Source organism: Chryseobacterium sp. NG-CE01 (genome assembly GCF_055695505.1).
The window spans coordinates 2,659,442-2,683,723 of sequence record NZ_CM146369.1 but is presented as its reverse complement, the minus strand read 5'-3'; the positions used below and the strand labels follow the sequence as shown (position 1 = coordinate 2,683,723).

At 36.8% G+C, this 24,282-nt stretch carries 19 protein-coding genes; 5 read left to right on the top strand and 14 right to left on the bottom strand.

The genetic code is table 11. From position 1 onward, the window contains the following. Window positions 1–25 precede the first annotated feature (25 nt). From ACYT6F_RS12540 to ACYT6F_RS12530, 3 genes are all read left to right on the top strand, one after another. Entirely contained in the window at window positions 26–394 is a 369-nt protein-coding gene (locus ACYT6F_RS12540; RefSeq protein WP_472598007.1) for a diacylglycerol kinase, read from the top strand. A gap of 133 nt (window positions 395–527) precedes the next feature. Next, on the top strand, window positions 528–899 hold the full coding sequence (locus ACYT6F_RS12535) for a hypothetical protein (RefSeq protein WP_472598006.1): 372 nt from the start codon (window positions 528–530) through the stop codon (window positions 897–899). A gap of 4 nt (window positions 900–903) precedes the next feature. Continuing rightward, complete coding sequence (locus ACYT6F_RS12530; RefSeq protein WP_472598005.1) at window positions 904–1,425, top strand: hypothetical protein; 522 nt, start codon at window positions 904–906, stop codon at window positions 1,423–1,425. A gap of 65 nt (window positions 1,426–1,490) precedes the next feature. On the opposite strand, the gene ACYT6F_RS12525 is transcribed toward ACYT6F_RS12530, so the two are convergent. The 14 genes from ACYT6F_RS12525 to ACYT6F_RS12460 all read right to left on the bottom strand — a co-directional run bounded on the left by ACYT6F_RS12525 (window position 1,491) and on the right by ACYT6F_RS12460 (window position 22,823). Next, on the bottom strand, window positions 1,491–1,823 hold the full coding sequence (locus ACYT6F_RS12525) for a gamma-glutamylcyclotransferase family protein (protein ID WP_472598004.1): 333 nt from the start codon (window positions 1,821–1,823) through the stop codon (window positions 1,491–1,493). A gap of 174 nt (window positions 1,824–1,997) precedes the next feature. After that, the gene (locus ACYT6F_RS12520; RefSeq protein ID WP_472598003.1) at window positions 1,998–2,378 is read right to left on the bottom strand and encodes a barstar family protein; all 381 of its coding nucleotides are present in this window, start codon (window positions 2,376–2,378) and stop codon (window positions 1,998–2,000) included. Between the two features lie 46 nt (window positions 2,379–2,424). Next, on the bottom strand, window positions 2,425–6,123 hold the full coding sequence (locus ACYT6F_RS12515; RefSeq protein WP_472598002.1) for a phosphoribosylformylglycinamidine synthase: 3,699 nt from the start codon (window positions 6,121–6,123) through the stop codon (window positions 2,425–2,427). 13 nt (window positions 6,124–6,136) lie between these two features. After that, on the bottom strand, window positions 6,137–7,183 hold the full coding sequence (locus tag ACYT6F_RS12510; RefSeq protein ID WP_472598001.1) for a PDDEXK nuclease domain-containing protein: 1,047 nt from the start codon (window positions 7,181–7,183) through the stop codon (window positions 6,137–6,139). Between the two features lie 64 nt (window positions 7,184–7,247). Further along, window positions 7,248–8,201, bottom strand: a complete 954-nt coding sequence (locus ACYT6F_RS12505) for a WG repeat-containing protein (RefSeq protein ID WP_472598000.1) — start codon at window positions 8,199–8,201, stop codon at window positions 7,248–7,250. Between the two features lie 26 nt (window positions 8,202–8,227). After that, window positions 8,228–9,226, bottom strand: a complete 999-nt coding sequence (locus ACYT6F_RS12500; protein ID WP_472597999.1) for a hypothetical protein — start codon at window positions 9,224–9,226, stop codon at window positions 8,228–8,230. A 63-nt stretch (window positions 9,227–9,289) separates the two neighbouring features. After that, entirely contained in the window at window positions 9,290–10,717 is a 1,428-nt protein-coding gene (purB, locus tag ACYT6F_RS12495; RefSeq protein ID WP_472597998.1) for an adenylosuccinate lyase, read from the bottom strand. 274 nt (window positions 10,718–10,991) lie between these two features. Next, window positions 10,992–13,322, bottom strand: coding sequence for a beta-glucosidase BglX (gene bglX / locus ACYT6F_RS12490; protein ID WP_472597997.1), 2,331 nt, complete (start codon window positions 13,320–13,322; stop codon window positions 10,992–10,994). 81 nt (window positions 13,323–13,403) lie between these two features. Next, the gene (locus ACYT6F_RS12485) at window positions 13,404–14,600 is read right to left on the bottom strand and encodes a hypothetical protein (protein ID WP_472597996.1); all 1,197 of its coding nucleotides are present in this window, start codon (window positions 14,598–14,600) and stop codon (window positions 13,404–13,406) included. A gap of 14 nt (window positions 14,601–14,614) precedes the next feature. After that, complete coding sequence (locus ACYT6F_RS12480) at window positions 14,615–15,322, bottom strand: carboxylesterase family protein (RefSeq protein WP_472597995.1); 708 nt, start codon at window positions 15,320–15,322, stop codon at window positions 14,615–14,617. 110 nt (window positions 15,323–15,432) lie between these two features. After that, window positions 15,433–16,422 carry an IS110 family RNA-guided transposase gene (locus ACYT6F_RS12475; RefSeq protein WP_472597994.1) on the bottom strand — a complete coding sequence of 330 codons (990 nt, stop codon included), beginning with the start codon at window positions 16,420–16,422 and terminating at the stop codon, window positions 15,433–15,435. Window positions 16,423–16,801: 379 nt separating this feature from the next. Then, window positions 16,802–18,190, bottom strand: a complete 1,389-nt coding sequence (locus ACYT6F_RS12470; RefSeq protein WP_472597993.1) for a glucoamylase family protein — start codon at window positions 18,188–18,190, stop codon at window positions 16,802–16,804. A gap of 342 nt (window positions 18,191–18,532) precedes the next feature. Then, entirely contained in the window at window positions 18,533–19,996 is a 1,464-nt protein-coding gene (locus ACYT6F_RS12465; RefSeq protein WP_472597992.1) for a RagB/SusD family nutrient uptake outer membrane protein, read from the bottom strand. A 4-nt stretch (window positions 19,997–20,000) separates the two neighbouring features. Then, window positions 20,001–22,823 (bottom strand): SusC/RagA family TonB-linked outer membrane protein, encoded by a 2,823-nt coding sequence (locus tag ACYT6F_RS12460; protein ID WP_472597991.1) that lies wholly within the window; start codon window positions 22,821–22,823, stop codon window positions 20,001–20,003. A 426-nt stretch (window positions 22,824–23,249) separates the two neighbouring features. Here ACYT6F_RS12460 and ACYT6F_RS12455 point away from each other — a divergent pair, with 426 nt between their 5' ends. Next, a complete protein-coding gene (locus ACYT6F_RS12455) occupies window positions 23,250–23,927 on the top strand; it encodes a DUF4197 family protein (protein ID WP_472597990.1) in 678 nt (225 codons plus the stop codon). Between the two features lie 39 nt (window positions 23,928–23,966). Beyond that, on the top strand, window positions 23,967–24,272 hold the full coding sequence (locus tag ACYT6F_RS12450) for a DUF493 family protein (RefSeq protein ID WP_169230951.1): 306 nt from the start codon (window positions 23,967–23,969) through the stop codon (window positions 24,270–24,272). Window positions 24,273–24,282 lie beyond the last annotated feature (10 nt).

Here is a 24,282-nt window from a genome sequence, read left to right as displayed (position 1 = left end):
TTATATTTGCCAATATCTTTTCATTATGCGAAAACCGCCTCTTTATACAAGTTTTTTCAATGCTTTCCGCGGTGTATACATGATGGCGAGAAGTGAAAGAAACTTCCAGATTGAAGCCTTCGCTTTCTTTGTTAATATTTTTCTGATTTTTTATTTAAAATTGACTGCCACTGATGCAGCTCTTATCATCATTGTTTCTTCAGGCGTTTTGGCCGCCGAGATCTTCAATACAGCTGTTGAGCGGATTTGTGACATTATTGAACCCGAATTTGACAAACGGATCGGTTTTATTAAAGATATTTCTGCCGGAGCAGTTATTTTAATGACAGTCGTTTCTGTTGTTGTTGGAGCTTTAGTCTACTGGAAATACATCTCAGAATTATCATTATTTTAATTTTTATTCTAAGATTGATAATTTTTTAATCTAAAAACATTTTTATATTAATATTTCTGCAATAAAAGTAATTTATCACTATATAATGATAAATTATTTCATATATTTGTTTCACAATAAACAAATTAATAATATGAAAGTCAAATTACTCTATGTCATTCTATTGGCAGGATTTATTTCGTGCAGCACCGAAACATCTACTCTCAACCCGATGAGCACGACAAAAAGTGAAGAAGTTCTGAATTTTGAAAAGTCCATCAAAAGCTTATCCAGACCCGAGAACCGTGAAACTCCTGAAGAACTCAGGAACAAAAAATCTCTTGAATTAAGCGACAGAAGAAAAGATATTCTGATTCCTTCGGCATTAGAACTGATAAAATCCACAGGGGTAAAAGACAGGGAAATTACCCAAAATACGCAAGGCGACAGGGATAAGATTTTAACATGGGCAGTAAAGATCTACAATGAAAAACTTCAAAAAATTAATCAAAATTCTAAAAACTAATTACATGAAAAAAATATTCACAATTATATTTGGTTTAGCTTTAGGATCATCTGCATTTGCGCAAAACGGGTCAGGCAATTTGCATATTTTTAATGATATTATCAATCATAAGCTGGATTTATACTATACGATTTTTACCGTTGTTCCGTCCACCTGCAGCGCAGGTGTACAAGCACTGGATCTTGTACATTTACCTCCCAATGAAATTGCCAGCTACACTACTTATATCAATTCAACTTCAGCAGCAGGACACCCTTATCCTATAGATCACTGGTCTCCCGATGTACTTTCTTATCCTCCGATTATAGCAAGTGCCCAAAGATGGAGCTATATAAAATTCTCACTCAGCGACCCTCTTAATCCCGGCCCAATCACGCCAACTCTTGGCGGATCTGTAGGCTTTTATAACAGCTGTACAGGAGTGCCTGCAAGTATTGCAGGTACGGGAAGCCTCAATGGTACAAACTATAGTTTCAATGCTGATGCTTTTATGTTTGGAGGAGATTTATGGATAAATGTTCAGTAAATTAAAATAAAACTCAATAAAATAGCCTGTCAGCAGTTCTGACAGGCTTTATTTTCACAAGCGGATTATTTTCCCACATATATAAATCCGGATTTGCCGGATCTGAAAACCGTTTCAATTCTTTTGTAATCATCCACTTCATATTCGTCGGCCTGTAGGATTTCTTCATCTGTTACTTCAAACAGAATGCCTTCTACCTGATCTTCGGGATTTCCCGAAAACACCAAAATAGGATGATATTTCTGGTTGCTTTTCCGTAAAACTTCAGGATCTGTAATTTCCAGCATTTCAAGTCTGTAACCCGTCAGAATATCTTCCTGTCCGTGTAAAATCCGTCCGAAAGTTTCGATCTGAACCTGTTCTTTTTGTAGTGTTCCGTATGAAAATAAATTGGGCATTGAAAAATGTTTTTTAAAATAAATAATTGTCAGCGATAAAATTGCAGTAATAGATCAGGATGCTTCGGCAAACTCCTCATAACATTCCGGAATTCTAATGTACTTTATTTAAAATGATTTTTACTGATTTATTAAATGATCTTAGCTATTTGATAACTTTAATGATATCATGAATTAATCTAAAATGAGCGTAATATTCTTATGAGATTCAATAATTTCAATTAAAATTTCAAATAGCGCCTGTCCGTTTCCTGCAGCAAGATCATCCAGTTTTTGCTGAATCAATTTTATGTTAAAAGGCTTTCCCTGCAGGATTTTATTTTCATAAAATTTTTTAGTTACCTCAAAACCTAACTCTTCTTTAGACTTTTTGGAACCTTTCCATATAATTTCGCCCTGAAAGCCATATAAGATGTCATTAAATCCATCCAGCGTTCCGATCTTCCAGTCTTCATCCTTTATGAAAAGTCCGGAAACCTCATCATAGAAACCTTCCAGGGTAGAAAAATGACTGCCATTGATGACAGTCATTTGTTTATTTGAATTATTATTCATTTTATTTTTAACATTCTGAAGCCAAAAGCTTACTAAAACCAGCAGCTTATTTAAAGTATTCCACTCCGTTTTTGAAGATGTTGTGATAATTCGCTGTAGGAATATTTTTCATCAACCCTTCTGCAAAACGTTCAGGATGGCCCATTCTTCCGAAAATTTTCCCCTCCGGACTTGTTATTCCTTCAATTCCGAATAATGAATTATTTGGGTTGAACGGCATTCCGTGGGCGATATTTCCATCAAGATCCAGGTATTGCGTTGCAATCTGTCCGTTTTCATACAGCTTCTGAATTTCCGCCTCGGATGCTATGAAACGTCCCTCCCCGTGAGAAATCGGGATAGTGAAAACCTGATCTTTCATGCCTTTTAACCAAGGTGACTCGTCATTTGTGACTTTTACGTTCACCATCTGGGAAATATGTCTTCTGATGGCATTGTGCGCCAACGTCGGTGAATTTTCATCTAAATCTTTTATTCTTCCATAAGGTAACAATCCTGATTTTACCAACGCCTGGAATCCGTTACAGATCCCGATGATCATCCCGTCTCTGTCCAGCAGCTCATGAACGGCATTTCTCATCTTTTCGTTTTTCAGAACGTTGACGATGAATTTTGCAGAACCGTCCGGTTCGTCACCGGCAGAGAAACCTCCTGAGAATGCTAAAATCTGGGATGAAGCGATTTCTTTAACCCATGCATCAATACTTTCATCCAACAATTGGTGATTAATATTGATTAACGGCAGACTGCTTATAACAGCACCTTCTTTGGCAAAGGCATTCAATGTATCGTATTCACAGTTCGTTCCCGGGAATACCGGTGCAAAGACTTTCGGCTGAGCAATTCCGTGTTTTTTGATGATGATATTTCTTGGATTGACGGAATTTAATTTTTCGTCAAGTTCAACCGTGATTTTTTCTTTTTCCACCGTTGGGAAAAGATTTTCGAAGGTATTGGTGTTAGCAGCCAAAAGTTTGTCAATGGCTATTGATTGTTGGTTGATCGTTAAAGTTTCATCCGAAACTACTTTTCCGATCAGCTGAAGGTTTACAGAACTTAATTCTTCTTTAGATTCTATAATTAAACTACCAATTTGCTTGCTGAGCAATGTAGAAGCATCATCTACTGTAATCTCTGCTCCCAATCTGTTTCCGAAGCTCATTTTTGCTAAGGCAACGGCAACTCCGCCTTCTTTCACCGTTTTTACAGAAACGATTTTTCCGGCTTTAATATTTTCGAAAATAAGTTCATAGATTTCTTTTAAAGCATCGTAATTCGGAAGTCCGTTTTCCTGTGGGATATGGTTGAAGAAATATATGTTATTTCCTTCATTTTTAAATTCAGGAGAGATGATCGTTGTTTTTTCTCCATTGGCACAGGCAAAGGAGATCAAAGTTGGGGGAACATTCAAATCCTGATACGTTCCACTCATAGAATCTTTACCTCCAATTGCAGCAAGCCCGAAGTTGATCTGAGCATCATAAGCTCCCAAAAGAGAAGCCAACGGTTTGCCCCACTTTTCAGGGTTCTGACCTAATTTTTCAAAATATTCCTGGAAACTGAATCTGATATTTTTGTAATCGCCACCCATCGCTACGATTTTCGCCACACTTTCCACAACTGCATATGACGCTCCAAGCAATGAGTTTTGCTTTGAAATTTCAGCATCAAATCCCCAGCTTGCCAAAGAAACCGTTTCAATATCTTTGGCCCCGATGATTGGTAATGTCTGAACACTTCCTTCCATCAAAGTCTGCTGGTATTTTCCGCCTAAAGGCATCGCAACGGTAGTCGCTCCGATAGAGGAATCGAACATTTCCAGCAGCCCTTTTTGAGACGCTACATTTTTTTCACTTAATATTTTTAAGAAATTCTCTTCATTGAATGAAGGTGTTTCTTCTTTTATTTCGTTAAGATGGGTAATTTTAACTTCCTGGCTTTTTGAACAACCATTGGTATCTAAAAATGCCCTTGAAAGGTCAACAATTTTATTTCCTTTCCAGAACATCTGCATTCTTCCGGAATCGGTAACTTTCGCCACTTCAACGGCTACAATATTTTCTGCTTCACAGAATTTTATGAACTGTTCTTTATCTTTCGGCTCCACAACAACTGCCATTCTTTCCTGAGATTCGGAAATAGCGAGTTCCGTTCCGTTCAGACCTTCGTATTTTAAAGGTAAAACATCCAAATTAACTTCCAAAGAATCAGCAATTTCCCCAATTGCTACAGAAACTCCTCCAGCTCCGAAGTCATTTGATTTTTTGATCAGCCTTGTCACTTCAGGATTTCTGAATAATCTCTGGATTTTACGTTCTTCAACGGCATTTCCTTTCTGAACTTCAGAACTCATGGTGTGGATTGAGGTTTCGTCCTGCTCTTTAGAACTTCCGCTTGCTCCGCCTACTCCGTCGCGGCCGGTGGCTCCTCCTAAAATAATGATTGAATCGCCGGCTTCAGGTTTTTCGCGTCTTACCCAGTCTACAGGAACTGCTCCGGCAACGAAGCCAACTTCCATTCTTTTGGCTTTATACCCTTCATCATAGATTTCAGAAACCATAGTTGTTGCCAAACCGATCTGGTTACCGTAAGAAGAGTATCCGTTTGCCGCCTGTTTTGTGATGGTTTTCTGAGGTAATTTACCCGGCAAAGTCTGATCAACCGGCTCCAGCACATCTGCTGCCCCCGTTAATCTCATCGCCTGAAATACAAAAGAACGTCCTGACAAAGGATCTCTGATCGCACCTCCAAGACAGGTCGATGCTCCACCGAAAGGTTCAATTTCTGTCGGGTGGTTGTGGGTTTCGTTTTTAAATAATAAATACCAAGGTTCTTTTTTACCGTCGTATTCTGCTTCAATCTGGATGGTACAGGCATTGATCTCATCTGAAACCACGAGGTTCTCCAGATTGCCTGTTTTATGGAAATACCTTGCGCAAACCGTCGCTAAGTCCATCAGGGAAATGGGCTTTAATTCGCGGCCCAGGAATTTTCTTTTTTCGATATAATCATTGAAAATAGTTTCCAATGTATGTTTAAACTGTCCTTCAAATTCAATATTCGACAGTTCTGTTTCAAAGGTGGTATGACGGCAGTGATCGCTCCAATAGGTATCCAGAACTTTAAGTTCGGTTTCCGTAGGATTTCTGTTTTCCGACTTAAAATATTCCTGAATGAATTTAAGATCATCCAGTCCTAGTGCAAATCCGTGGTTTTTGTAGAAATTTTCCAGCTGCGCATCATCAAAACTGATAAAATTTTCGTGGGTGATAACTTTTGACGGCGCTTCTTCCGCAGGAATGTCTAAAATGGTTAAATCTTTTTCCTGAGATTCCACTTTATTGATAAGCAGTTCTTTAATTTTAACCAAATCCGATTCTGAAATTCCTTCAAATTCTATCAGCTTACCACTTCTTACTTTAGACTTCTCATTTTCAGTAAGCAACGCAATACACTGTTGTGCAGAATCTGCGCGCTGATCGTATTGTCCGGGCAAAAACTCCATGGCAAAATGAATGGATGAAGCCGGATTTTCTTCGTGAAGAATGTCCGTCACCGGATCTACAAAGGTGCTGTTGACCACCTTTTCAAATTCTCCGTCATTCAGTGCGAAGATATCATACACATTGTACACTTTTACCTGCTGTACCGTGGAAACCACTGCTTTTACTTCATCAAAAATTTTTGGACTTTCCACATCGAAAATTCCTCTTTTTTCTACGAAAATTCTTTTGTTTTGAGACATTAGATGTCAGATATTATATATTATTAGACTTATTTTTATTTTCAAATTTATTCCTGGCTATTTTTATCGACCGGTGCAATTTTTCAAGTAAGATTTTTTTGGAAGGAAGAACCAAAAAATATTCTGCAACTTTTATATTACTGCTATCAAGATTCATCAGCTCGATATGTTCGGAATTTTTTCCTGAGCAAAGAATTAAACCTATGGGAGGATTTTCTCCTTCTACTTTTTCATATGTATTAAGATAAGAGAGATAAAGTTCCATTTGTCCTTTGTGTGAGGCTTCAAATTCTCCCAACTTAAGTTCAATAACAACAAGGGCTTTTAGCTTTCTGTGAAAAAAAAGCAAATCCAGATAGTAATCTCTGTTATCTATGGTGATTCTTTTCTGTCTTGATAAAAACGCGAAATCAGTACCTAATTCGGAAATAAATTTCTGCAATTCAACAATGATTGCTTCTTCGAGATCTTTTTCTGAGAATGTTTCTTTCAATTCTAAAAAATCCAGAAAATATGGATCTCTAAATACCAAATCAGGATTTAAGACGTTGTTTTCAGACCAGTTTTTGATTTCTTTATCAATTATTTCTTCGGGTTTATTGCTTATTGCAGTTCTTTCGAAGAGTAAAGAATTAATTTTCTCTTTTAAAGTTCTTACACTCCAGTTTTCAATTTTGCATATTTCAAGGTAAAATTTTCTTTTTACATCTTCTGAAATAGGAATGAGCAGCAGAAAGTGGGTCCAAGATAATTGTCGCATCGCCGATGCGACAATTTGAAAATCATCAAAAACAGATGCAAACTGCATCATTTTCCGGATATTTTTTTCCGAAAAAGAACTTCCAAATTCTAAAGTAAGCTGTCTTGAAATCTGCACAATTATTTCTTTACCATATTGTGCTCTTTTATTTTCCAGAATATCTTTGTTGATTCTATCCCCGATCTTCCAATACAAAACTACCATCGCGGAATTGACCTGAATTGCCAGCTGACTTTTTGTCTGAGCAACAAGGTCTTTTAAATCTTTCATTAAATCCTGATGGTTCTGATTTTGCAACATATTACATGTTCAATTTACAAAAGTAGTTTTATTATTAATCAATCCGAAATTCTTCACTAAAAAATTATTTCAAAATTAACTTATTCGGGTTATCCGGATGTTCTTCTTGAAATTTCTCCGCATTTTTTCTTTCTTCCTTTAGCCATTTTTCAAAAGGAATTCTTTCATCGTCATATTCCAGTTCGAGAACTGTTTTACCGTCTTCTGAAACCAGGAATTTATAACCGGATAATCCGGCTTGTGTTTTTCGGTAATCATAAGCATTTACCTGATAAAATGGGAAGTTTTCCTTCGGCCGTTCTACGATTTCAAAGAATAATTTCTTCTCATCTTCTGACAGCTTATTGTAATAATTAACGTAATATATCCCGGAGATATTTCTATTCTGTTTTTCAAAAAACCGGAGAATATTTTTTTCTTTTTCATTATATGAAAAAGGGTATGGATAGTGTTTACCGTTAATTTCGATGGTATTTTCTGATTTTGCAACAGGCTGAACAATCTTTCCTTTGAAATTTATCACACCCCAGGTTCCGCCAACGATTGCTTTATGTTCTTCTTCCGTTTTCTCCCAGTCGCAGCTGTTGCAATAGGCAGCATATCCGTAATTAAATGATGATGCGAAATCGTATTCCGGTCTGATAACTATGGTTCCGTTTCTGTCTGCAAAACCAACTTTCCCATTTTTAACGAATCTTCTCACTCCTTCTGAGAAATAATCTGCTCCATTGTCATGGAAAAAAGGCCGGTATAGGAAATTTCCATTTCTGTCGTAGACATATCCCCAGGCATTTTTTTCCGGGATTTCATTTGCTTTCGGACCGTCAAAATAAATAGTCTCTCCTTTTACCAAATCTCCGTCTTTTAAGTATGAGAAAATCTTAAACTGTGCCGGGATGATGATTTTACCATCCTGTTTTTTTACCCCAAATAATGAATCTTTAGATTTAAAATATACTAAAACATCCTTCTTCTGAGAAAAAGAAAGGAGAGGCATTACTAAAAAAGCTAAAAACATTTTGTTCATCTGGCTGACATAATTACTTATTCTTCGTCTTTGCTGAGGTCTGTTTTCCTGCGTACATTGGCAATCACATAATATCTAGAAGAAGTATCATACTCTATCGGATTGTCTGATTTCCACTTTTGGTAACCTTCAAAATCAAACTGATGTTTTTCAGGCGGGACAAGCAGATAGTAATAGCTCTCCATTAAAAACTCGTCCATAAAACCCGCATTTCTTAATTTTGTGAAAAACTCAATCAGATTTGTTGTTTCATAAACACCATTGCTGGGCTTGGGATTTAGCTCTGTCTTATAATCAATAAAACCATTAATTCCGGCAAGCTGATATTCTAAAAATATACCGGGAATTCCAGATGCTCTTTTATACCTGTTGCTATTGTCGTAGACCCATTTTAACTTATTCATTGAGCTGCTCATTGCACTTCTTAGCATCAATGAATCCCGAAAAGCTGCTTTTGCATAATAAATATTCGTGTATCTTGTCAAAGGGTTTTTCTTAACAATTTTAGATGGCATTATTTTTTTAAGAAATTCTTCCTGCATGGCATCCAATGCTAAAGTATCATTTCCTTTCTGGCTTGTCTCCGAAACAAACATCCAGAACCCTGCGTCATATACTCTTACGTTGACTAACCTGTCGAGATGTTTAAAATAAGTGCTTATTCCATTTAACTGGAAATCACCGTCATTAAAAACAACTGCTTTATTTACGGTTTGTCTTGGAGTATATTGTCTGCTTTTCAGGTTTTCAAAGTAATAATTAAAAAGTCTTTCTTCATCAAGATATCCGAGAACTATTTTAAACTGGAAGGCAGCGTCAATATTTTTATCCTCATATTCTGCAGAAAGAATACTGTCGTTTTTAGAGTTTGTAAATAGTGCAGTTCTTGAGAAATTTCCTAGACTCACCGGAGCGGAAATTCCGGAAATAGCATGATCGAAATCCGTAGTTGATTTGATCTTTTTATTAGGTTTGAGGTTCTGTGAAAATATCATCACAGGAACTATGAGTATCATAAAAAAAGAAAATCTTTTCATACTATTTAAATAAAATATGCAGCCCAAAAGACTGCATATCGTTTATACTTTAAGATCAGCTTCGAGCCCGATCAGGTCTTTGTTCTGATCGATAATCGGCTGTACTTCGTTTTTGATAAATTCTTCCGTCTGGATCGGGGCAAAACCGATGAAGTTTTTCGGATCAAGCACTTCTTTTAGCTTCGATTTATCCAGCTTTAAGGTGTGGTCGTTCAGAATTCTTTCGATAAGGTCGTTTTCTTTTCCTTCTACTTTCACCTGCTTTGAGGCTTCCATAGAATGAACCCTTATCACTTCATGAATTTCCTGGCGGTCGCCACCGGCTTTCACTTCTTCCATGATGATATATTCTGTCGCCATGAAAGGAAGCTCTTCCATAATGTGTTTGTTGATTCTGTTCGGATATACTACGATGCCGTTCATGATGTTGTTCCAGATTAGAAGGATCGCATCCACTGCTAAAAATGCCTGTGGAATTGTCAGTCTCTTATTTGCGGAATCATCCAAGGTTCTTTCAAACCACTGGGTCGAAGCTACCATAGCAGAACTTGTCGTTAAAGACATTACATATTTTGCCAAGGCTCCGATTCTTTCGCTTCTCATCGGGTTGCGTTTGTACGCCATTGCGGACGAACCGATCTGGTTTTTCTCAAACGGTTCTTCAATTTCTTTAAGGTTCTGAAGTAGACGTAAATCGTTGGTGAATTTATGGGCAGACTGTGCAATATTTCCTAATAAAGCGACTACTTTAGCATCGATTTTCCTGTCATAAGTCTGTCCGGAAACTCCGAATACTTTTTCGAAACCGAATCTTTTGGATAATTCTTTATCCAGGTGTTTTACTTTAGAATAATCTCCGTTGAAAAGCTCCAGGAAACTCGCTGCAGTTCCGGTGGTTCCTTTCACACCTCTGAATCTTAATGTTTCCAGAAAGAAATCAAGCTCTTCGATATCCAGCACAAGACTTTGCAACCACAGTGTCGCTCTTTTACCAACGGTGGTAAGCTGAGCCGGCTGAAAATGGGTAAATCCTAACGTTGGAAGATCTTTATATTCAATAGCAAAATCTGCTAAATTTTTAATAACATTAACGAGCTTTTTCTTTAAGATTAAAAGTCCGTCACGGATCTGGATCAAATCCGTATTGTCTCCTACGAATGCTGAAGTTGCCCCGAGGTGAATGATTCCTTTGGCTGAAGGAGCCACATCTCCATAGGTATGAACGTGCGCCATTACATCATGACGAAACTTTTTTTCATATTCGGCTGCTTTACCATAATCGATGTTTTCAGCATTGGCTTTCAGTTCTGCAATTTGTTCATCACTGATTTCGAGGCCTAAGTCTTTTTCGATTTCAGCAAGCGCGATCCAAAGTTTTCTCCAGGTACGGAATTTATTATTGTGTGAGAAGTTAAATAACATTTCTTCACTGGAGTAACGCTCTTCCAATGGATTTTTGTAGGAATTCATTCTTTCTTTTACTTTTTAGCTATGCAAAAATAAGGTTTTTGGCTGAGATTTGAAAATGGTTTTATGGCGGATCGGCTAATTAAAGGATTGAATGTTTTAATTTTATTTTCTGAAAATTTACGGAAAAAGCCAGTTTTCCGACTCCATTCTGTTGTGCATGACAAGAGAAAAGTAGCAGCATACTCAATGAAAGAGTTTTTCCGTTGAGTCTTTATTAATTTCTGATTCATTCTGAGACACAAAAAAAGTCACTCAATATGAGTGACTTGTTAAATTATTTTGTCCAGTTGATTTTTGAATGTTTCACATCTTCGGAACTTGTTCCGATCATGATATCAAATTCTCCCGGTTCCCAGTCGTATTTCAGATCTCCGTTGTAGAATTTCAGATTTTCAGGATTGATGCTAAAGGTCACTTTTTTTGATTCCCCTTTTTTAAGCATTACTTTCTGGAAGCCTTTCAGCTCTTTTACCGGTCTGGTAATGCTTCCTACCATATCTCTGATGTAAAGCTGAACAACTTCTGATCCGTCATAATTTCCGGAATTCGTTACCGTAACCGAAGCCTGAATCGTTTGATTTCCTTTTGGATTAGTGTTGGAAACTGTAACATCAGAATAGTTGAATTTTGTGTAACTTAAACCGTATCCGAAAGGATATAACGGCGTATTACACTCATCCATATAATTGGAACGGAATCTCTGGTATTCACATTTATCCACAAGCTTCTGATCTAAAGGCCTACCTGTATTTTTAGCATTATAGTAAATAGGCACCTGTCCCAAACTTCTCGGGAATGTCATCGGTAGTTTTCCGGAAGGATTTACTTTTCCGAAAAGAACGTCTGCAATCGCATTTCCAGCTTCAGAACCAGGGAACCACGCATTAAGAATAGCGTCCGGAGCATCTTTAACATTGGTAAGCGCAAGGGGACGGCCTGTGAACAATACCATTGCAATAGGCTTTCCTGTTTTTTTCAGTTCGTTTAAAAGGTCTACCTGAGATTGCGGAATGGTAATTTCTGTTCTTGAAGAAGATTCTCCGCTCATTTCAGCAGATTCTCCGATGGCCAGAACAATAACATCTGCTTTATTGGCTACGTCAACAGCTTCTTTTAATAAAGCTTCTTTTGAACGGCTGTCTCTGTCTGTCTTTTTACCATGAGCCGCATAGATTTCTTCCAGCTTTGCATCATCATCGATATTGGCTCCTTTTGCGGATATGAATCTTACATTTTTACCGTAGTTTGCCTGAAGACCCTGAACCAGATTAACCGATTTATCGTGCTTCGCTGCAACACTCCATGTTCCGGTCATATTGATGGCATTATTTACGAGTGGCCCGATTACGGCCACTGTTCCTGTTGCTTTTAAAGGAAGCGTCTGATTTTCATTTTTTAATAAAACCATTGACTGTGCTGCAACATTTCTTGCGGTATTTCTGTTTTCCTGACTGAAAACTTCTTTAGCTGCTAATTTAGCATCTCCATGCTTGTATGGGTTATCAAACAGTCCCAGATCATATTTTGACTCCAGCACTCTTCTTGCTGCCATATCTATTTCAGCTTGAGTAACTTTCCCTTCGGACAGAGATTTTTTTAATGTTGTTAAAAAACCTTCCCCTACCATATCCATATCAACACCTGCTTTTAACGCCAGTGCAGAAACCTGCTGAAGATCTCCCATTCCGTGATCTACCATTTCGTTGATTCCGGTATAATCGGTCACTACAAACCCTTTGAATTTCCATTGGTTTCTCAATACTTCCGTCTGAAGCCATCTGCTTCCTGTAGCCGGCACGCCGTCCACTTCATTGAAGGAAGCCATTACAGAAGCTACTCCTGCATCAACAGCTGCTTTATAAGGAGGGAAATATTCGTTGAACATTCTTACGTGGCTCATATCAACAGTATTGTAATCTCTCCCCGCTTCACCGGCTCCGTATAATGCGAAATGCTTTACACATGCTAAAATAGTGTTTCCTGAAGAAAGGTCTTTACCCTGATATCCGTAGACCATATTTTTAGCGATCTCACTTCCTAAATACGGATCTTCTCCGGAACCTTCGGAAACTCTTCCCCATCTTGGCTCACGGGAAATATCCACCATTGGCGAGAAGGTCCAGTTGATCCCATCTGCTGAAGCTTCCTTGGCCGCTACTCTTGCAGATTGCTGTACTAAGTTCATATCCCATGACGAAGCCAGCCCTAATGGAATCGGGAACGTGGTTTCATATCCGTGGATTACATCCATTCCGAAGATCAAAGGGATTTTGAGACGGCTGTTTTCAACGGCAACTTTCTGAACGGCTTTAATTTTATCCGCTCCTTTTATGTTGAATAGTCCTCCAACCAATCCCTGCTCGATTTTTTTACCAATATCTGAGCTTTTTGCCAGACCTGTAGTAAAATCGCCTGAGCTTGGAAGATTAAGCTGTCCGATTTTTTCGTCTAGGGTCATTTTTGACAAAAGATTGTCTACGAAAGCTTTCTTTTTAGCCTGGTATTGAGCCGTCTGATAAGACTGGACAGGCTGCGATACCATTTCCTGTGCAGAAAATACAGGAGCCAGTGCCAACATGGCGATTACAATTAACTTTTTTCTCATAACTTCTTCATTATTTTAAGGAATTCGTGAATCTTCGATTTCATAAATCTATCTTCTTAATTAGTTCTATTTTGTTTAAATCTATTGATAAATTACTTCAATTTTATAGTTGTCTATTTTTCCGGTTGTTCTATTGTTGACAAAAGATTCCACAGCATTTCCAAATTCATCGTATTTTTCAACCACATAAATATCACTGATACTTATTTCGGCATTTCTGTCTTCTTTTGTTTTTTCAAAATCATATTCTTTACTAAAAAATTCTGATTTTACTTTTTTATCATTTTCTATGTAATGAATTGCTTCTAAAACCTCATCAGTATACTGATATACCTTGTTTTCCAGATATTCCAGTCTAGAAAGAGATTCCGAACCGTCATCATAATCCTCTTTTGTTTTACAGTAATAATATCCGTAATTAATATTGTACCGATCATAATACACATGATCTTCAATATAGGAAGTCAGATATTCTTGTGAAAAATCCGGTCGGTAATACATAACGTTATGGGCAGTTCTGTTATCAAACTGATCATATTGAAAAGTTTCAAGGTGAACCAGTTTCATAATGGGACTTAAATTTTCTTCATTTGGATCTCTTATATATTTCTTAACAAGATCCAATTTCCCTTCATGATTGTTAAAATCTATAATTATTAAAGGAAGTTTCTGATCATTAAGTTTTTTTACCTTAAAATTACTTTCATGTGATCTCTCTATGATTAAATCATCATCATAGTCAAACCAATTTAACTCGGAAAAGCCTTGTTTTGTAAATTCTTTAACTTTCTTCACCATCCTTTCTAAGTTGTCATATTCTGCACTAATAACATAAGAGTCTTTATAGTCAGCAACATCAAAAATCAACTTAACCAATTTGTCTCCCTGAAAATTATAGGAAATATTTACCCCTTCATCATTAAGACTGATTTCCTGAACTCCATTTTCCAGTATTTGAACTTGCCAATCATTTTCTGACTGAATTTGATAATTCTTCCTTTCATTATCGTTAAAAATATCGTCTATACTAATGTACATAGAAGAAATTTCCCCCGATTCAGCATAAACAGTTTTAAAGTGATAATTCTGATGGTACTTTAAGACCGATTTATATCTTTCTTTATTCTCAAAATCAAATTTCTTTATTAGTTTTGATTTTTCATAGAAAGTAGAAAACAGAAGTTTATCATTTTTAAAGTAATGGATTTCCTTTACCTCATCGGATTTTTCTTTAAAAGATCTCGGACATAAACTATTACAAAAAAAGGTATGAAGCATTGAACTCATTTTTATTATCTTTCTTTGCGCTTACTTAGCATCCACTCATATAGTGCAGGATTGGAATAGGCTGAATCCCAGGAATTATGGTTGTCATTAGGGAAAATGGTAAGCTCTGCCGAAGGATTTACCGGATGCAGCTTCTGGTAAAAATTAAAAGCGTTTTCCGGAAGCACTACATCATCCATTCCACCGTGGAAAATTTTCATATTCATATTTTTGTACTGATGGATATTGGCATACATGACCCGGTCGGTAGGTGCACAAACGGAAACAACTGCTGCAAACATTTCGGGGTGTTCCATCGCCAGTTTTAACGTTCCCCAACCTCCCATTGAAAGTCCTGTGAGATAAATTCTGGAAGCATCAATTTTATATTTTGCCTGAATTTCTTTGATCAGAGCATATACAGTAACGGTATCCCACCATGTATATTCCGGGCATTGGGGTGCTAAAATTGCCACGGGTTCCTTAATCAGGTTTTTATAGGTGAACGGACTGTGTGCTTTTACGACCTCCAGGTTATTTCCTCTTTCTCCGGAACCATGAAGGAAAACAATAAGCGGTACATTTCCTTTGGTATTCTGCGGATAGTCGAGGATATAGGAAATCTTTTCCTGTCTTCTGACTTCTTTATTTAATTCTGCTTTTATTTCCTGAGCGCCGACACTCAATGAGAATGGCAGGAATAAAAGCGGTAAGTATTTCAGCTTCAATTTCATTTTTACTTTTTATGTTTGTTTCCGGCTTTAATTGATTTAATTTGATCCTGTGACCAATATTGAATTTTCTCTAAAATAGCCCCGATGTTCTATGTTCATATGCAAATTATTTAAGTTAAAATTTTCAAGTTCTTTTGATAATCTGCTTGATAAGCCATTTTGTTTTTCACCACACCAAAACAGATTCTTAGAAGCTTGTTGCAAACAGCAATTAAGGCTAATTTCTTGGGCTTCCCTTTTCCTAGTAAACGAAGGTAAAGCTCTTTACAAGGTACATTATGCTTTATTGCTGTCCAAGAACAAACATAAAGAAGGCTGCGGATATGGGGTTTAGAAGTTCTGCATTTACCCGGTGAATAAGATTTCCTGCCGGACTGGTAAATCCGGGGTGCCAAGCCAAAGTATTTAACCAATGATTTGGCAGAATCAAAATTCTTAAAACCGGAAGTGGCAGCCATTAACTGAAGCGTTGTTTTCTCACCGATTCCCGAGACACTTTGTATTAAATCTTTTACTTCCTTAAATTCATCATCCTGAAGTTTAGGAAGACGTAGTTCAACCTCCCTGATCTCTTTTTCCAATTGTTTAAGCCTTTTTTCATAATGCTTCTCTGTATTGGGATTCAGGTGAGGATGAAAGCGAAGAGCTTTAAGTTTAACACTATACCTGCGTTTCTCTTCTTCCAAATCGTTCAGCAATTTGAGTTCCTGATCAAGATGTTCAATCTCAATATTTTTGGGTTGATAACATTCAGGGCTAAACATCTCCCCGTAATGCCTTATGAGCCGAGCATCTTCAGAATCCGTTTTAGTGATAATATTCTTCATCCTGGCAAAGTGCTTTACCGACATGCAATTAATCAGGCTCGTCTCAAAGCCTTTACCCAAAGAAAGATGAAGCACTCTGCTGCTGTAATTACCCGTAGCTTCGATAACACAGCAATAATCATCTGTTGAAAATTTGTTTAAAAAAGATAAAATCGAACGCTGGCTGTTTTCAATGTTTTGCACCTGGTCCTGATTATTGTTGTCATTGAAGCTCACAGTTAAAAACTTCGCTCCTACATCCACACCAATCACTTTTTTTGATAATTTTGTCATCGTCAATCTTTTTATAAAGAGGTTTTCTTCTGATCCACCATGGTAAAAGTTTACCGAAAACAACGTTCTATCCGGATTTGGAAGAAAACAGCAGCAGGGGAATAAAATCAGGGGCGATATCGGAGTATCAATTGAGCGTTTACCTTTATCCTGCTGCTTTTCTCTTTGTTATTATTTTTAACTAAAATAGTAATCTATATTTCTTAATACAAACTTACCATTGAGCGGCATGTCTGAGCTCTTTTCATTTTCGGCGGTGCGGCTTCGCCGCGCCGCCGAAAATGAAAAAGCGAGTAGCGAAAGCGGGATCAAGCTCCAAAATAAATCTGGTTTATGCTTTCTGCTATATGTATCTGTTAAAGATATTAATAATTATCAATTACCTGATATTATATTTTTCGGATTTAAAGCTTAATTTCTTTAATCCCTGCTGAATTTCGGGTGCATTCATAAATAATTTCCACAAGAATCCTGTTCTGTAATTTTCAATCATCGTTGCAATGGTACCCTGGTCTATTGCGAGATATCTTGGGGTAAACCAGTTGTCATAATTGATCGACGTTGCGTCATAAGGTCCGGCCGAACCAATAAATTCAGGCTTCTGCGTATAAATGAATCTCAGAAAATCCATAGATTCTTTCGGGGTATACGGAAAACTGCTCAATGCGGCAGTTGGTGTAATTACTCCTCTGTCATTCTGAGGGAAATGTGCATCGTACCCGGCTGTTCCGTTATTATTTCTGGAGTAACCTGCAGTTAATCCCCAATAGTTTGGTCCGTAACCTTTCCAGTTTTTCGGGTTTTCAACACAATATTTATAGTCAATAAGTACCTGATTTTTGTTGAGGTCGAAAAAATTTTTGATTAATTTATCCGAAAGATTGGTCGGATCCAACCCGATGTATGAGTAATGTGCCCAAAATAAAGGACCACCATATTCTTCGGCTCCGTTATGTTTCACATATAACGGGAGACCGTATTTTGTTTTGTCTGAAAGGTACGTTCCGTTTCTCGTCCAGCCTTTATAGTAGGTTTCAGCATCAATAGGATAAGTGGGTGATGATGCGGCTAAAATGTAAGTAATCAGACATTCGTTGTAGCCTTCAAGCGGAAAATTCATTTCCCAGCCATAATCCGGCGACCAATGCCAGTACAATACTTTTTCGCCTCCTTTGGTGTACCAGTTCCACTGAATTCCTTTCCAAAGTTCATCACATTTTTTGGCAAGCGCTTTTTCTTCAGCATTTCCGTTTTTGAAATACTCACGGACCATTAGAATTCCTGAAGTTAGAAATGCCGTTTCTACAAGGTCTCCGCCATTGTCTTTTTTCCCGAAAGGTACTGTTTTGCCGGTTTCTCCGTTGATCCAATGAGACCATGCTCCTTTGTGACGATCTGCTTTTGCCAGGAAGTCCATCATTATGGTCAATCGTTTTACCGCCTCTTTTCTTGGGACAAAACCTCTTTCAACCCCTACCAGAACGGTTGCCAAGCCAAACCCGGAACCACCAGTGGTCACAACATGTTTGTCGTTGTCCGGATAGATATTATCTTCGTGATAGCGCTCGCGTCCCAGTTTAGAGTTCGGTTCTGCGTAGTCCCAGAAATATTTCAATGCATCTTTCTGCACGCGGTCCATTAACTGCTGGTCTGTAATACCGTTTTTTACAGCCTGAGATTTCGCAGCCTGCTGTTGCGGTGTCTGTGAATTTTTACAGGAAACTGTGAATAATGATATTAAGGTGATTGACATTAAAATCCTCTTCATAATTTAATATTACAATGTTTTACATTTATAAAGAAAAGGATTACTTCTAAGTAATCCTAAATATAATTAAATAAATTGCTAGCTAGTCATTAATTATGTATGAAACTTCAGATTAAAATTATTCCAACTTCCTTCATAGCATTAATTTACTTAATTTAAGTGGATGACTTATATTTCATGGAATTTCATTAATTAGATTTTAATGGTTGGCTCCAATCAATATTATATTTAAGCAAGATATTGCGAGAAAGGAAAATGGTTAAAGAAGTCAAAATTGAGATTAATCAGAATAATATTCATCTTGAATATTATTCTGATTATAAAAATTCTTTTCAGATCCAATTAATACCCCTGATTCTGTACCGAACGACCTTTGGATTCTGTTATAAATCTCTGTGGTAAAGGAAATACTTCATGCTTTCCAACTATAAATGTTTTACCATTAGCTGCCATTGCAGATTGCGCTTGCCCAGTTCTTACCAAATCAAACCATCTATCATGTTCAAATGCTAACTCAAGTCGTCTTTCCTTCCAAATTGCAGTTCTAACAGCCGATTGCGATGTAGCTGTTGTATTTGCTATCTTTGCTCTTTGCCTTACTTGATTTAGTAAAGGTATAGCTGCAGCAGTCTGCCCTAATTCATTTAACGCTTCTGCTTTGATCAGTAATACCTCCGCATATCTCAGATAACGAATATTTGTATCTGTAGAACTTTGTGTTGTATATGCTGATGAATAAGCTTTATAATTATAATATTCGTTATCAGCGTCTGCTCCAACAACTCTTCCATCATATAAAATCATACCTTTACGGATAATTGTTGCATCTCTTCTTTCAGTATCGCCTTCTGCAGTATAAGCATTGTATAGGTTTTGAGTAGGAGTATTAAAGCCCCAGCCCCAGCCACCTGTTCCTCTGGCGCCTTGTACTTGGGTGTACTGCTGAATACCTTTCCCTTTTTCACTACCTGACCCTTGAATTTCAAAGATTGATTCAGCATTATTTTCACCGGAAACTTTATAAATATCTATAAAGTTTGGCGTTAAAGAGTATCCTGTAACGAGATTGCACTGATCAACAGCTAATTGATATTTTTTCTGATACAGATAAACCTTTGCAAGTAGTGCGTGTGCTGCACCTCTGGAAGCACGCCCTATATCAGCTCCACCGTATGCTGTTTTATCGGGTAATGCTGCTGCTGCTTCCAGTAAATCCTTTTCAATAAAAGCATAAATTTCTTCTTTAGTTTTTCTTGTTAATTGCATTTCTACATCTTCAACACTTGAAGTGGGAACACGATCGACTAAAGGAACACCTCCGAAGGATCTTACTAATGTAAAATACATAAAAGCTCTAAGAAATTTAGCTTCACCAGCTAATCTGGATTTTAAACTTTCATCAGCCTTATCTAGCTGAGGAAGGTATTTAAGGGCTTGATTACACCTGTTAATGCCCTGATAGTTTGAAGAAAATAAGCTTTCAAAAGAAGGAGTAGATGGGGTAAAAGTAAGAGCATCCAAGATATCTTTATCCGATCCAGTATCTCCCGGAGTACTACCCTTATCAGCATCATCCGAGGTTATTGATGTTACACCAATCCATGCGAATGTGCTCATATCCCAATCTAAAAATTTTGCATAAATAGAATTTACAAAACTAGTAGCACCTGCATTGTTATTGTACAAAGATAAGTCTTCCGCACTGACTTGCTGTGTAGGTGCCACCTCTATAAAATCGTCGCTGCAGCTCTGATTAAAAATCCCAGTTAAAATAAGCGCTGATATTATTATATATTTTTTTTTCATTTTCTTAAAAATTAACATTTAAACCAAATACAAAAGTTCTCAGTGAAGGATAAGAATCTAATTCGATTCCTGTAAGGTTATATGGATTTCCGTCAGCATTTAATTCAGAATTAAATCCTGAGTATTTCGTAAAGATAACGGGATTAATAGCACTCACATATAATCTTACGGACTTCACATAATTTACAACATTTCTTATTGTATAACCCACTGAAATATTATTAATTCTAAAATAGTCGCCTTTTTCTAAGAAGAAGGTAGAAGCAATAGGAATACTGGTATAAGGTCTTGGATTACCCGCATTTGTATTAGAAGCTGTCCAGTAATCATTTGCGACTGATGCTTCCACATTTTCCCCTGAAATTCTCTGGGCTTTTTTACCATTATAAACGCTAAATCCAAAGGCTCCATAACCACTAAGATTAAAATCCCAATTTTTATATGCCATTGAGATATTTAGGCCTAAAGTTGATTTAGGTATATAAGAATTAAAATATTTTCTATCATCGGCATCTGCTGATCCGGTAATACCGTCCCCATCATTGTCTTTGTATTTCAGATTTCCATTAGCATCATAACCATCAAATTCCCAAAGGTAGAAGCTTCCTAATGCGTGCCCAACAGTCGTAGCATCAAATAATTTTGTCCATTGTCCATTTCCTAAGCTTCCGCCATTGATTGGTGAAATATTATTAGCTGCATTTACGTTGGTTAATTCGTTTTTATTGTAAGAATAATTTGCTCCAATGGAATAAGAAAATTCTTCTCCTATTTTATCTGACCAATTTAACGAAGCTTCTATTCCTTTATTAGTTACAGAACCCACATGTGAATTAAATTTATCACTCTGACCCGAAGTTAAATAATTTGTAACATCAAGAATAAGGTTTTTTGTTTCTCGGTTATACACATCTAATGTACCTGTTAACCTATTATTAAGAACTCCGAAATCCAAACCTAAGGATGATTCTTCAGTAATTTCCCATCCCAGATTAGGATCAAGACCTTTATTAATTGTTATCCCATTACTTACCGGATTAGAGCCAAAGGCATAATTGTAAGAATTACCAGATGCCAGAGGAAGATAATTAAGTGGAACATTTTGATTTCCAAGTCTTCCCCAACCACCTCTTAATTTCAGCAAATTAAAAGGTCCGTCTTTTAAGAATGATTCTTCTGAAATAATCCATCCCGCACCAAATGATGGAAACGTTCCCCATTTATTGCCAGCAGCAAATTGAGAAGAACCATCTCTTCTTACCGTAGCACTTAGAAGATAACGATTCATAAATTTATATTGCGCTCTTGCAAAGTATGAAATAGTGGTATTTCTATTACCTTGTGTAGAATTGAAAACAACAATATCATTAATATAATTTGTTCCCTCAAGATTCCAGTAATTTGAGACATTTCCTAAGTTCTTCCTGGAAACAAATGTACCGGAAATTCCGTTCTTAACTGAAGCTTCGGTACCGATCATAGCATCTATGTTATGGTTCCCAAAAGTTCTGTTATAGCTTAACACATTAGATAATATCCAGTTATAGTAATCTTGTCTGGTATTTGTTAACGTGTTTCTTGCACTATCTGTAAATTGTGACTCAACACGAGTAGGGTCTCCAGCGAGGAAAATACCTAAAGCATCTGTATAGCTGTAGGCCTTATAATTGGAATATTCTCCGGAAAATTGAGAAGTAAATTTCAAACCTTTAATAATTTCGGCATCTAATTTAAGTCCCCCCTGCATCAACATGTTTTTGTTTCTTTCATTATTGAAAGCCAACTGACTAACAGGATTACCAACGTTATTAAATCTACCACCTGAGTAACTTATATTACCACCAGCATCATAGATTGGCTGTCCATATTGACCTGAAGGGTAATACACTGGCACCAAAGGAGATTGCTTATAAGCCGTAGTAAAGGCACTGAAAGGTTTTGGTGTAACATTGGTAAATGCAACACTTAAATTCTGTGATAAAGTAATTTTTTTGGAAATCTTAAACTCATTATTGGTTCTGACAGTAGTTCTATTATAGTCAGTCCCTCTAAGTATAGACTCTTCGTCATAATTACTTAAACTAAAAAAATATTTAACTGCTTCGGATGCACCTGATATGGAAACGTTATGTTGATTATAAACACCCGTTCTCGTAATTTCTTTAAACCAATCTGTATTGTAAGGCTGATTTGTTGAGAATGATCTTCCAGGCGGCGTTAGATAGCTATTCGCTGTATTATTATAATTAACAAATTCGCTTGCATTGGCCATCTTTACCTTTTTCAAAGGGTTCCTGATACCAACTAGGCCATCATATTCCACATTAAGCTTTCCTCTTCCTGACTTTGTTGTAATTATAATTACTCCATTAGCAGCTCTATTACCATAAATAGCCAATGCTGCAGCATCTTTTAAAATATCATATGATAAAATATCATTAGAGTTAATATTATTTATATTATCCATGAACATCCCATCTACTACATATAAAGGAGTTCTACCTCCTAAAACAGTACCCAAACCTCTAATCATTACTGTAGGTGTAGAGCCAGGTGAATCAGAAGCCATAACCTGAACACCTGCTGCTTTTCCCTGAATAGCCTGAGTTGCATTTAAGACTTTTGTTTTAGTTACTTCATCTGCATTAATAGAACTAATAGACGTCGTATTGTCTACTTTCTTTCTACTTCCATACCCAATCATCACCACCTCCTCAATTTTCTGTTCTTTTGCAACAGTATCTCTTGGTGTAGTTTGTGCATTGACATTCATACCAAAGTATAAAACAGCAATGAGACATGAATACTTTAAATCACTTTGTTTCATATAGTTATCTTTTATTCGTACAATCATAATTATGAAAAGATGCCTGATCTTTTCGTGCTTATCATGAAAATATACTTATTCTCATAAAAAGACATTAGTCAAAATTATAAAAATATCTTGAACAATGTTAATTTTACTTAATGTTTTTATTCTTTAGTTAAATAGTTAATTTTACGCAAAAGAGAGATAATAATTCCATTTTAAACAGGATATTTAATTTTTAAGAACAAAATGATTATTATAATTAATTACCAGCACCATTTTAATAAAAAAAACATTTTAGGTAATTTATATAAAATCCAGATTATGGCCTTATAGTTTAATTCTTGGTATGCATCTCCTTTATTGTTATAAAATTTGTTAAAACAATAATTGTAATTAAATTTGGTTTATTATTTGAGAATATATTTATTTTAATCAACAACAATGAAAAAGTACATTATTGCTGCTGCCTTGATCATAGGAACGGGAGCTGTTATTAATACAACCGTGCAATCCTGCACTACTCTGGCAACATCGGATCTCGGGTTGTCGGTCATCAAAAGATTTCTACTGAACGGAATTGATAAAGGCGTAAATATATACAGCAACAGAGATGCTTTTCTGCAAAATAATATGGTAGACAAGGCGCTTCCGAAACAATTGCGGGAAATCAATTCTATGCTGGAAAAAGTAGCTCCTGCGCTGGTAGCAAAAGAGAGAGCATATATTGCAGACGCAGCGGTGTACACCGTGAATATTTCGAAACCCATCCTTGTAAATGCTGTTAACAGCCTGAATGCTCAGGATGTCACAAGAATTATCCAGGGAGAAAAAGGAACTGCCACACTGATCCTGAAAGAGAAAACATCGCAACAGCTCATCGCAGCCATCACCCCGAAAGTTGAAGAGCAGCTGAATCAGTATGGTATTACAAGAAGCATCAATACCGCTTTATCCGGCAGCAATCTGCTGGGCGGACTGCTTGGAGGCAGCAAAAGTACGGTAAATGCCGGCGGACTAAGCCAGCTTGCTTCTGAACAGCTGGTAAACGGTATGTTCAACATCATCGAAGACTACGAAATACAGAATTCAAGTTCGCTTCTAGGGCCGCTTGGAAAATAGAAGAATTTTCGTTATATTTATATAATTTACAATTTGGAGATGGATATTTTACAAGGAAATCAACATGCAAGTCCTGAGGATTTTTATAATTCTTTAAGGACGAAACTGGAAGATCATCATGATTTTCCTGAAGACTATTTATTTAAATTTATCATTCCGACGGACCAGGCTAAGCTTACTGAGATTTACAGGGTTTTCGACGGAATTAAATTCACTCTGGGAAACAGAGAAAGCAAAAACGGAAAATATACGGCCTGCAATATCAACGCCTTTGTATTGGATGCCCATCAGGTTGTGAGGATCTATAAGGAAGTTGCCAAAATAGAAGGCGTGATTCTCTTATAAAAAGTAAGTC

What these genes read in the sequence shown, in the direction of transcription:
- ACYT6F_RS12500 (WP_472597999.1), bottom strand. Translation starts at nt 9,226, where the DNA reads ATGATACTCATAGTTCCTGTGATGATATTTTCACAGAACCTCAAACCT.
- ACYT6F_RS12485 (WP_472597996.1), bottom strand. Translation starts at nt 14,600, where the DNA reads ATGCTTCATACCTTTTTTTGTAATAGTTTATGTCCGAGATCTTTTAAA.
- ACYT6F_RS12515 (WP_472598002.1), bottom strand. Translation starts at nt 6,123, where the DNA reads ATGTCTCAAAACAAAAGAATTTTCGTAGAAAAAAGAGGAATTTTCGAT.
- ACYT6F_RS12475 (WP_472597994.1), bottom strand. Translation starts at nt 16,422, where the DNA reads ATGACAAAATTATCAAAAAAAGTGATTGGTGTGGATGTAGGAGCGAAG.
- purB (WP_472597998.1), bottom strand. Translation starts at nt 10,717, where the DNA reads ATGAATTCCTACAAAAATCCATTGGAAGAGCGTTACTCCAGTGAAGAA.
- ACYT6F_RS12455 (WP_472597990.1), top strand. Translation starts at nt 23,250, where the DNA reads ATGAAAAAGTACATTATTGCTGCTGCCTTGATCATAGGAACGGGAGCT.
- ACYT6F_RS12520 (WP_472598003.1), bottom strand. Translation starts at nt 2,378, where the DNA reads ATGAATAATAATTCAAATAAACAAATGACTGTCATCAATGGCAGTCAT.
- ACYT6F_RS12450 (WP_169230951.1), top strand. Translation starts at nt 23,967, where the DNA reads ATGGATATTTTACAAGGAAATCAACATGCAAGTCCTGAGGATTTTTAT.
- ACYT6F_RS12525 (WP_472598004.1), bottom strand. Translation starts at nt 1,823, where the DNA reads ATGCCCAATTTATTTTCATACGGAACACTACAAAAAGAACAGGTTCAG.
- ACYT6F_RS12465 (WP_472597992.1), bottom strand. Translation starts at nt 19,996, where the DNA reads ATGAAAAAAAAATATATAATAATATCAGCGCTTATTTTAACTGGGATT.
- ACYT6F_RS12480 (WP_472597995.1), bottom strand. Translation starts at nt 15,322, where the DNA reads ATGAAATTGAAGCTGAAATACTTACCGCTTTTATTCCTGCCATTCTCA.
- bglX (WP_472597997.1), bottom strand. Translation starts at nt 13,322, where the DNA reads ATGAGAAAAAAGTTAATTGTAATCGCCATGTTGGCACTGGCTCCTGTA.
- ACYT6F_RS12470 (WP_472597993.1), bottom strand. Translation starts at nt 18,190, where the DNA reads ATGAAGAGGATTTTAATGTCAATCACCTTAATATCATTATTCACAGTT.
- ACYT6F_RS12460 (WP_472597991.1), bottom strand. Translation starts at nt 22,823, where the DNA reads ATGAAACAAAGTGATTTAAAGTATTCATGTCTCATTGCTGTTTTATAC.
- ACYT6F_RS12510 (WP_472598001.1), bottom strand. Translation starts at nt 7,183, where the DNA reads ATGTTGCAAAATCAGAACCATCAGGATTTAATGAAAGATTTAAAAGAC.
- ACYT6F_RS12535 (WP_472598006.1), top strand. Translation starts at nt 528, where the DNA reads ATGAAAGTCAAATTACTCTATGTCATTCTATTGGCAGGATTTATTTCG.
- ACYT6F_RS12505 (WP_472598000.1), bottom strand. Translation starts at nt 8,201, where the DNA reads ATGTTTTTAGCTTTTTTAGTAATGCCTCTCCTTTCTTTTTCTCAGAAG.
- ACYT6F_RS12540 (WP_472598007.1), top strand. Translation starts at nt 26, where the DNA reads ATGCGAAAACCGCCTCTTTATACAAGTTTTTTCAATGCTTTCCGCGGT.
- ACYT6F_RS12530 (WP_472598005.1), top strand. Translation starts at nt 904, where the DNA reads ATGAAAAAAATATTCACAATTATATTTGGTTTAGCTTTAGGATCATCT.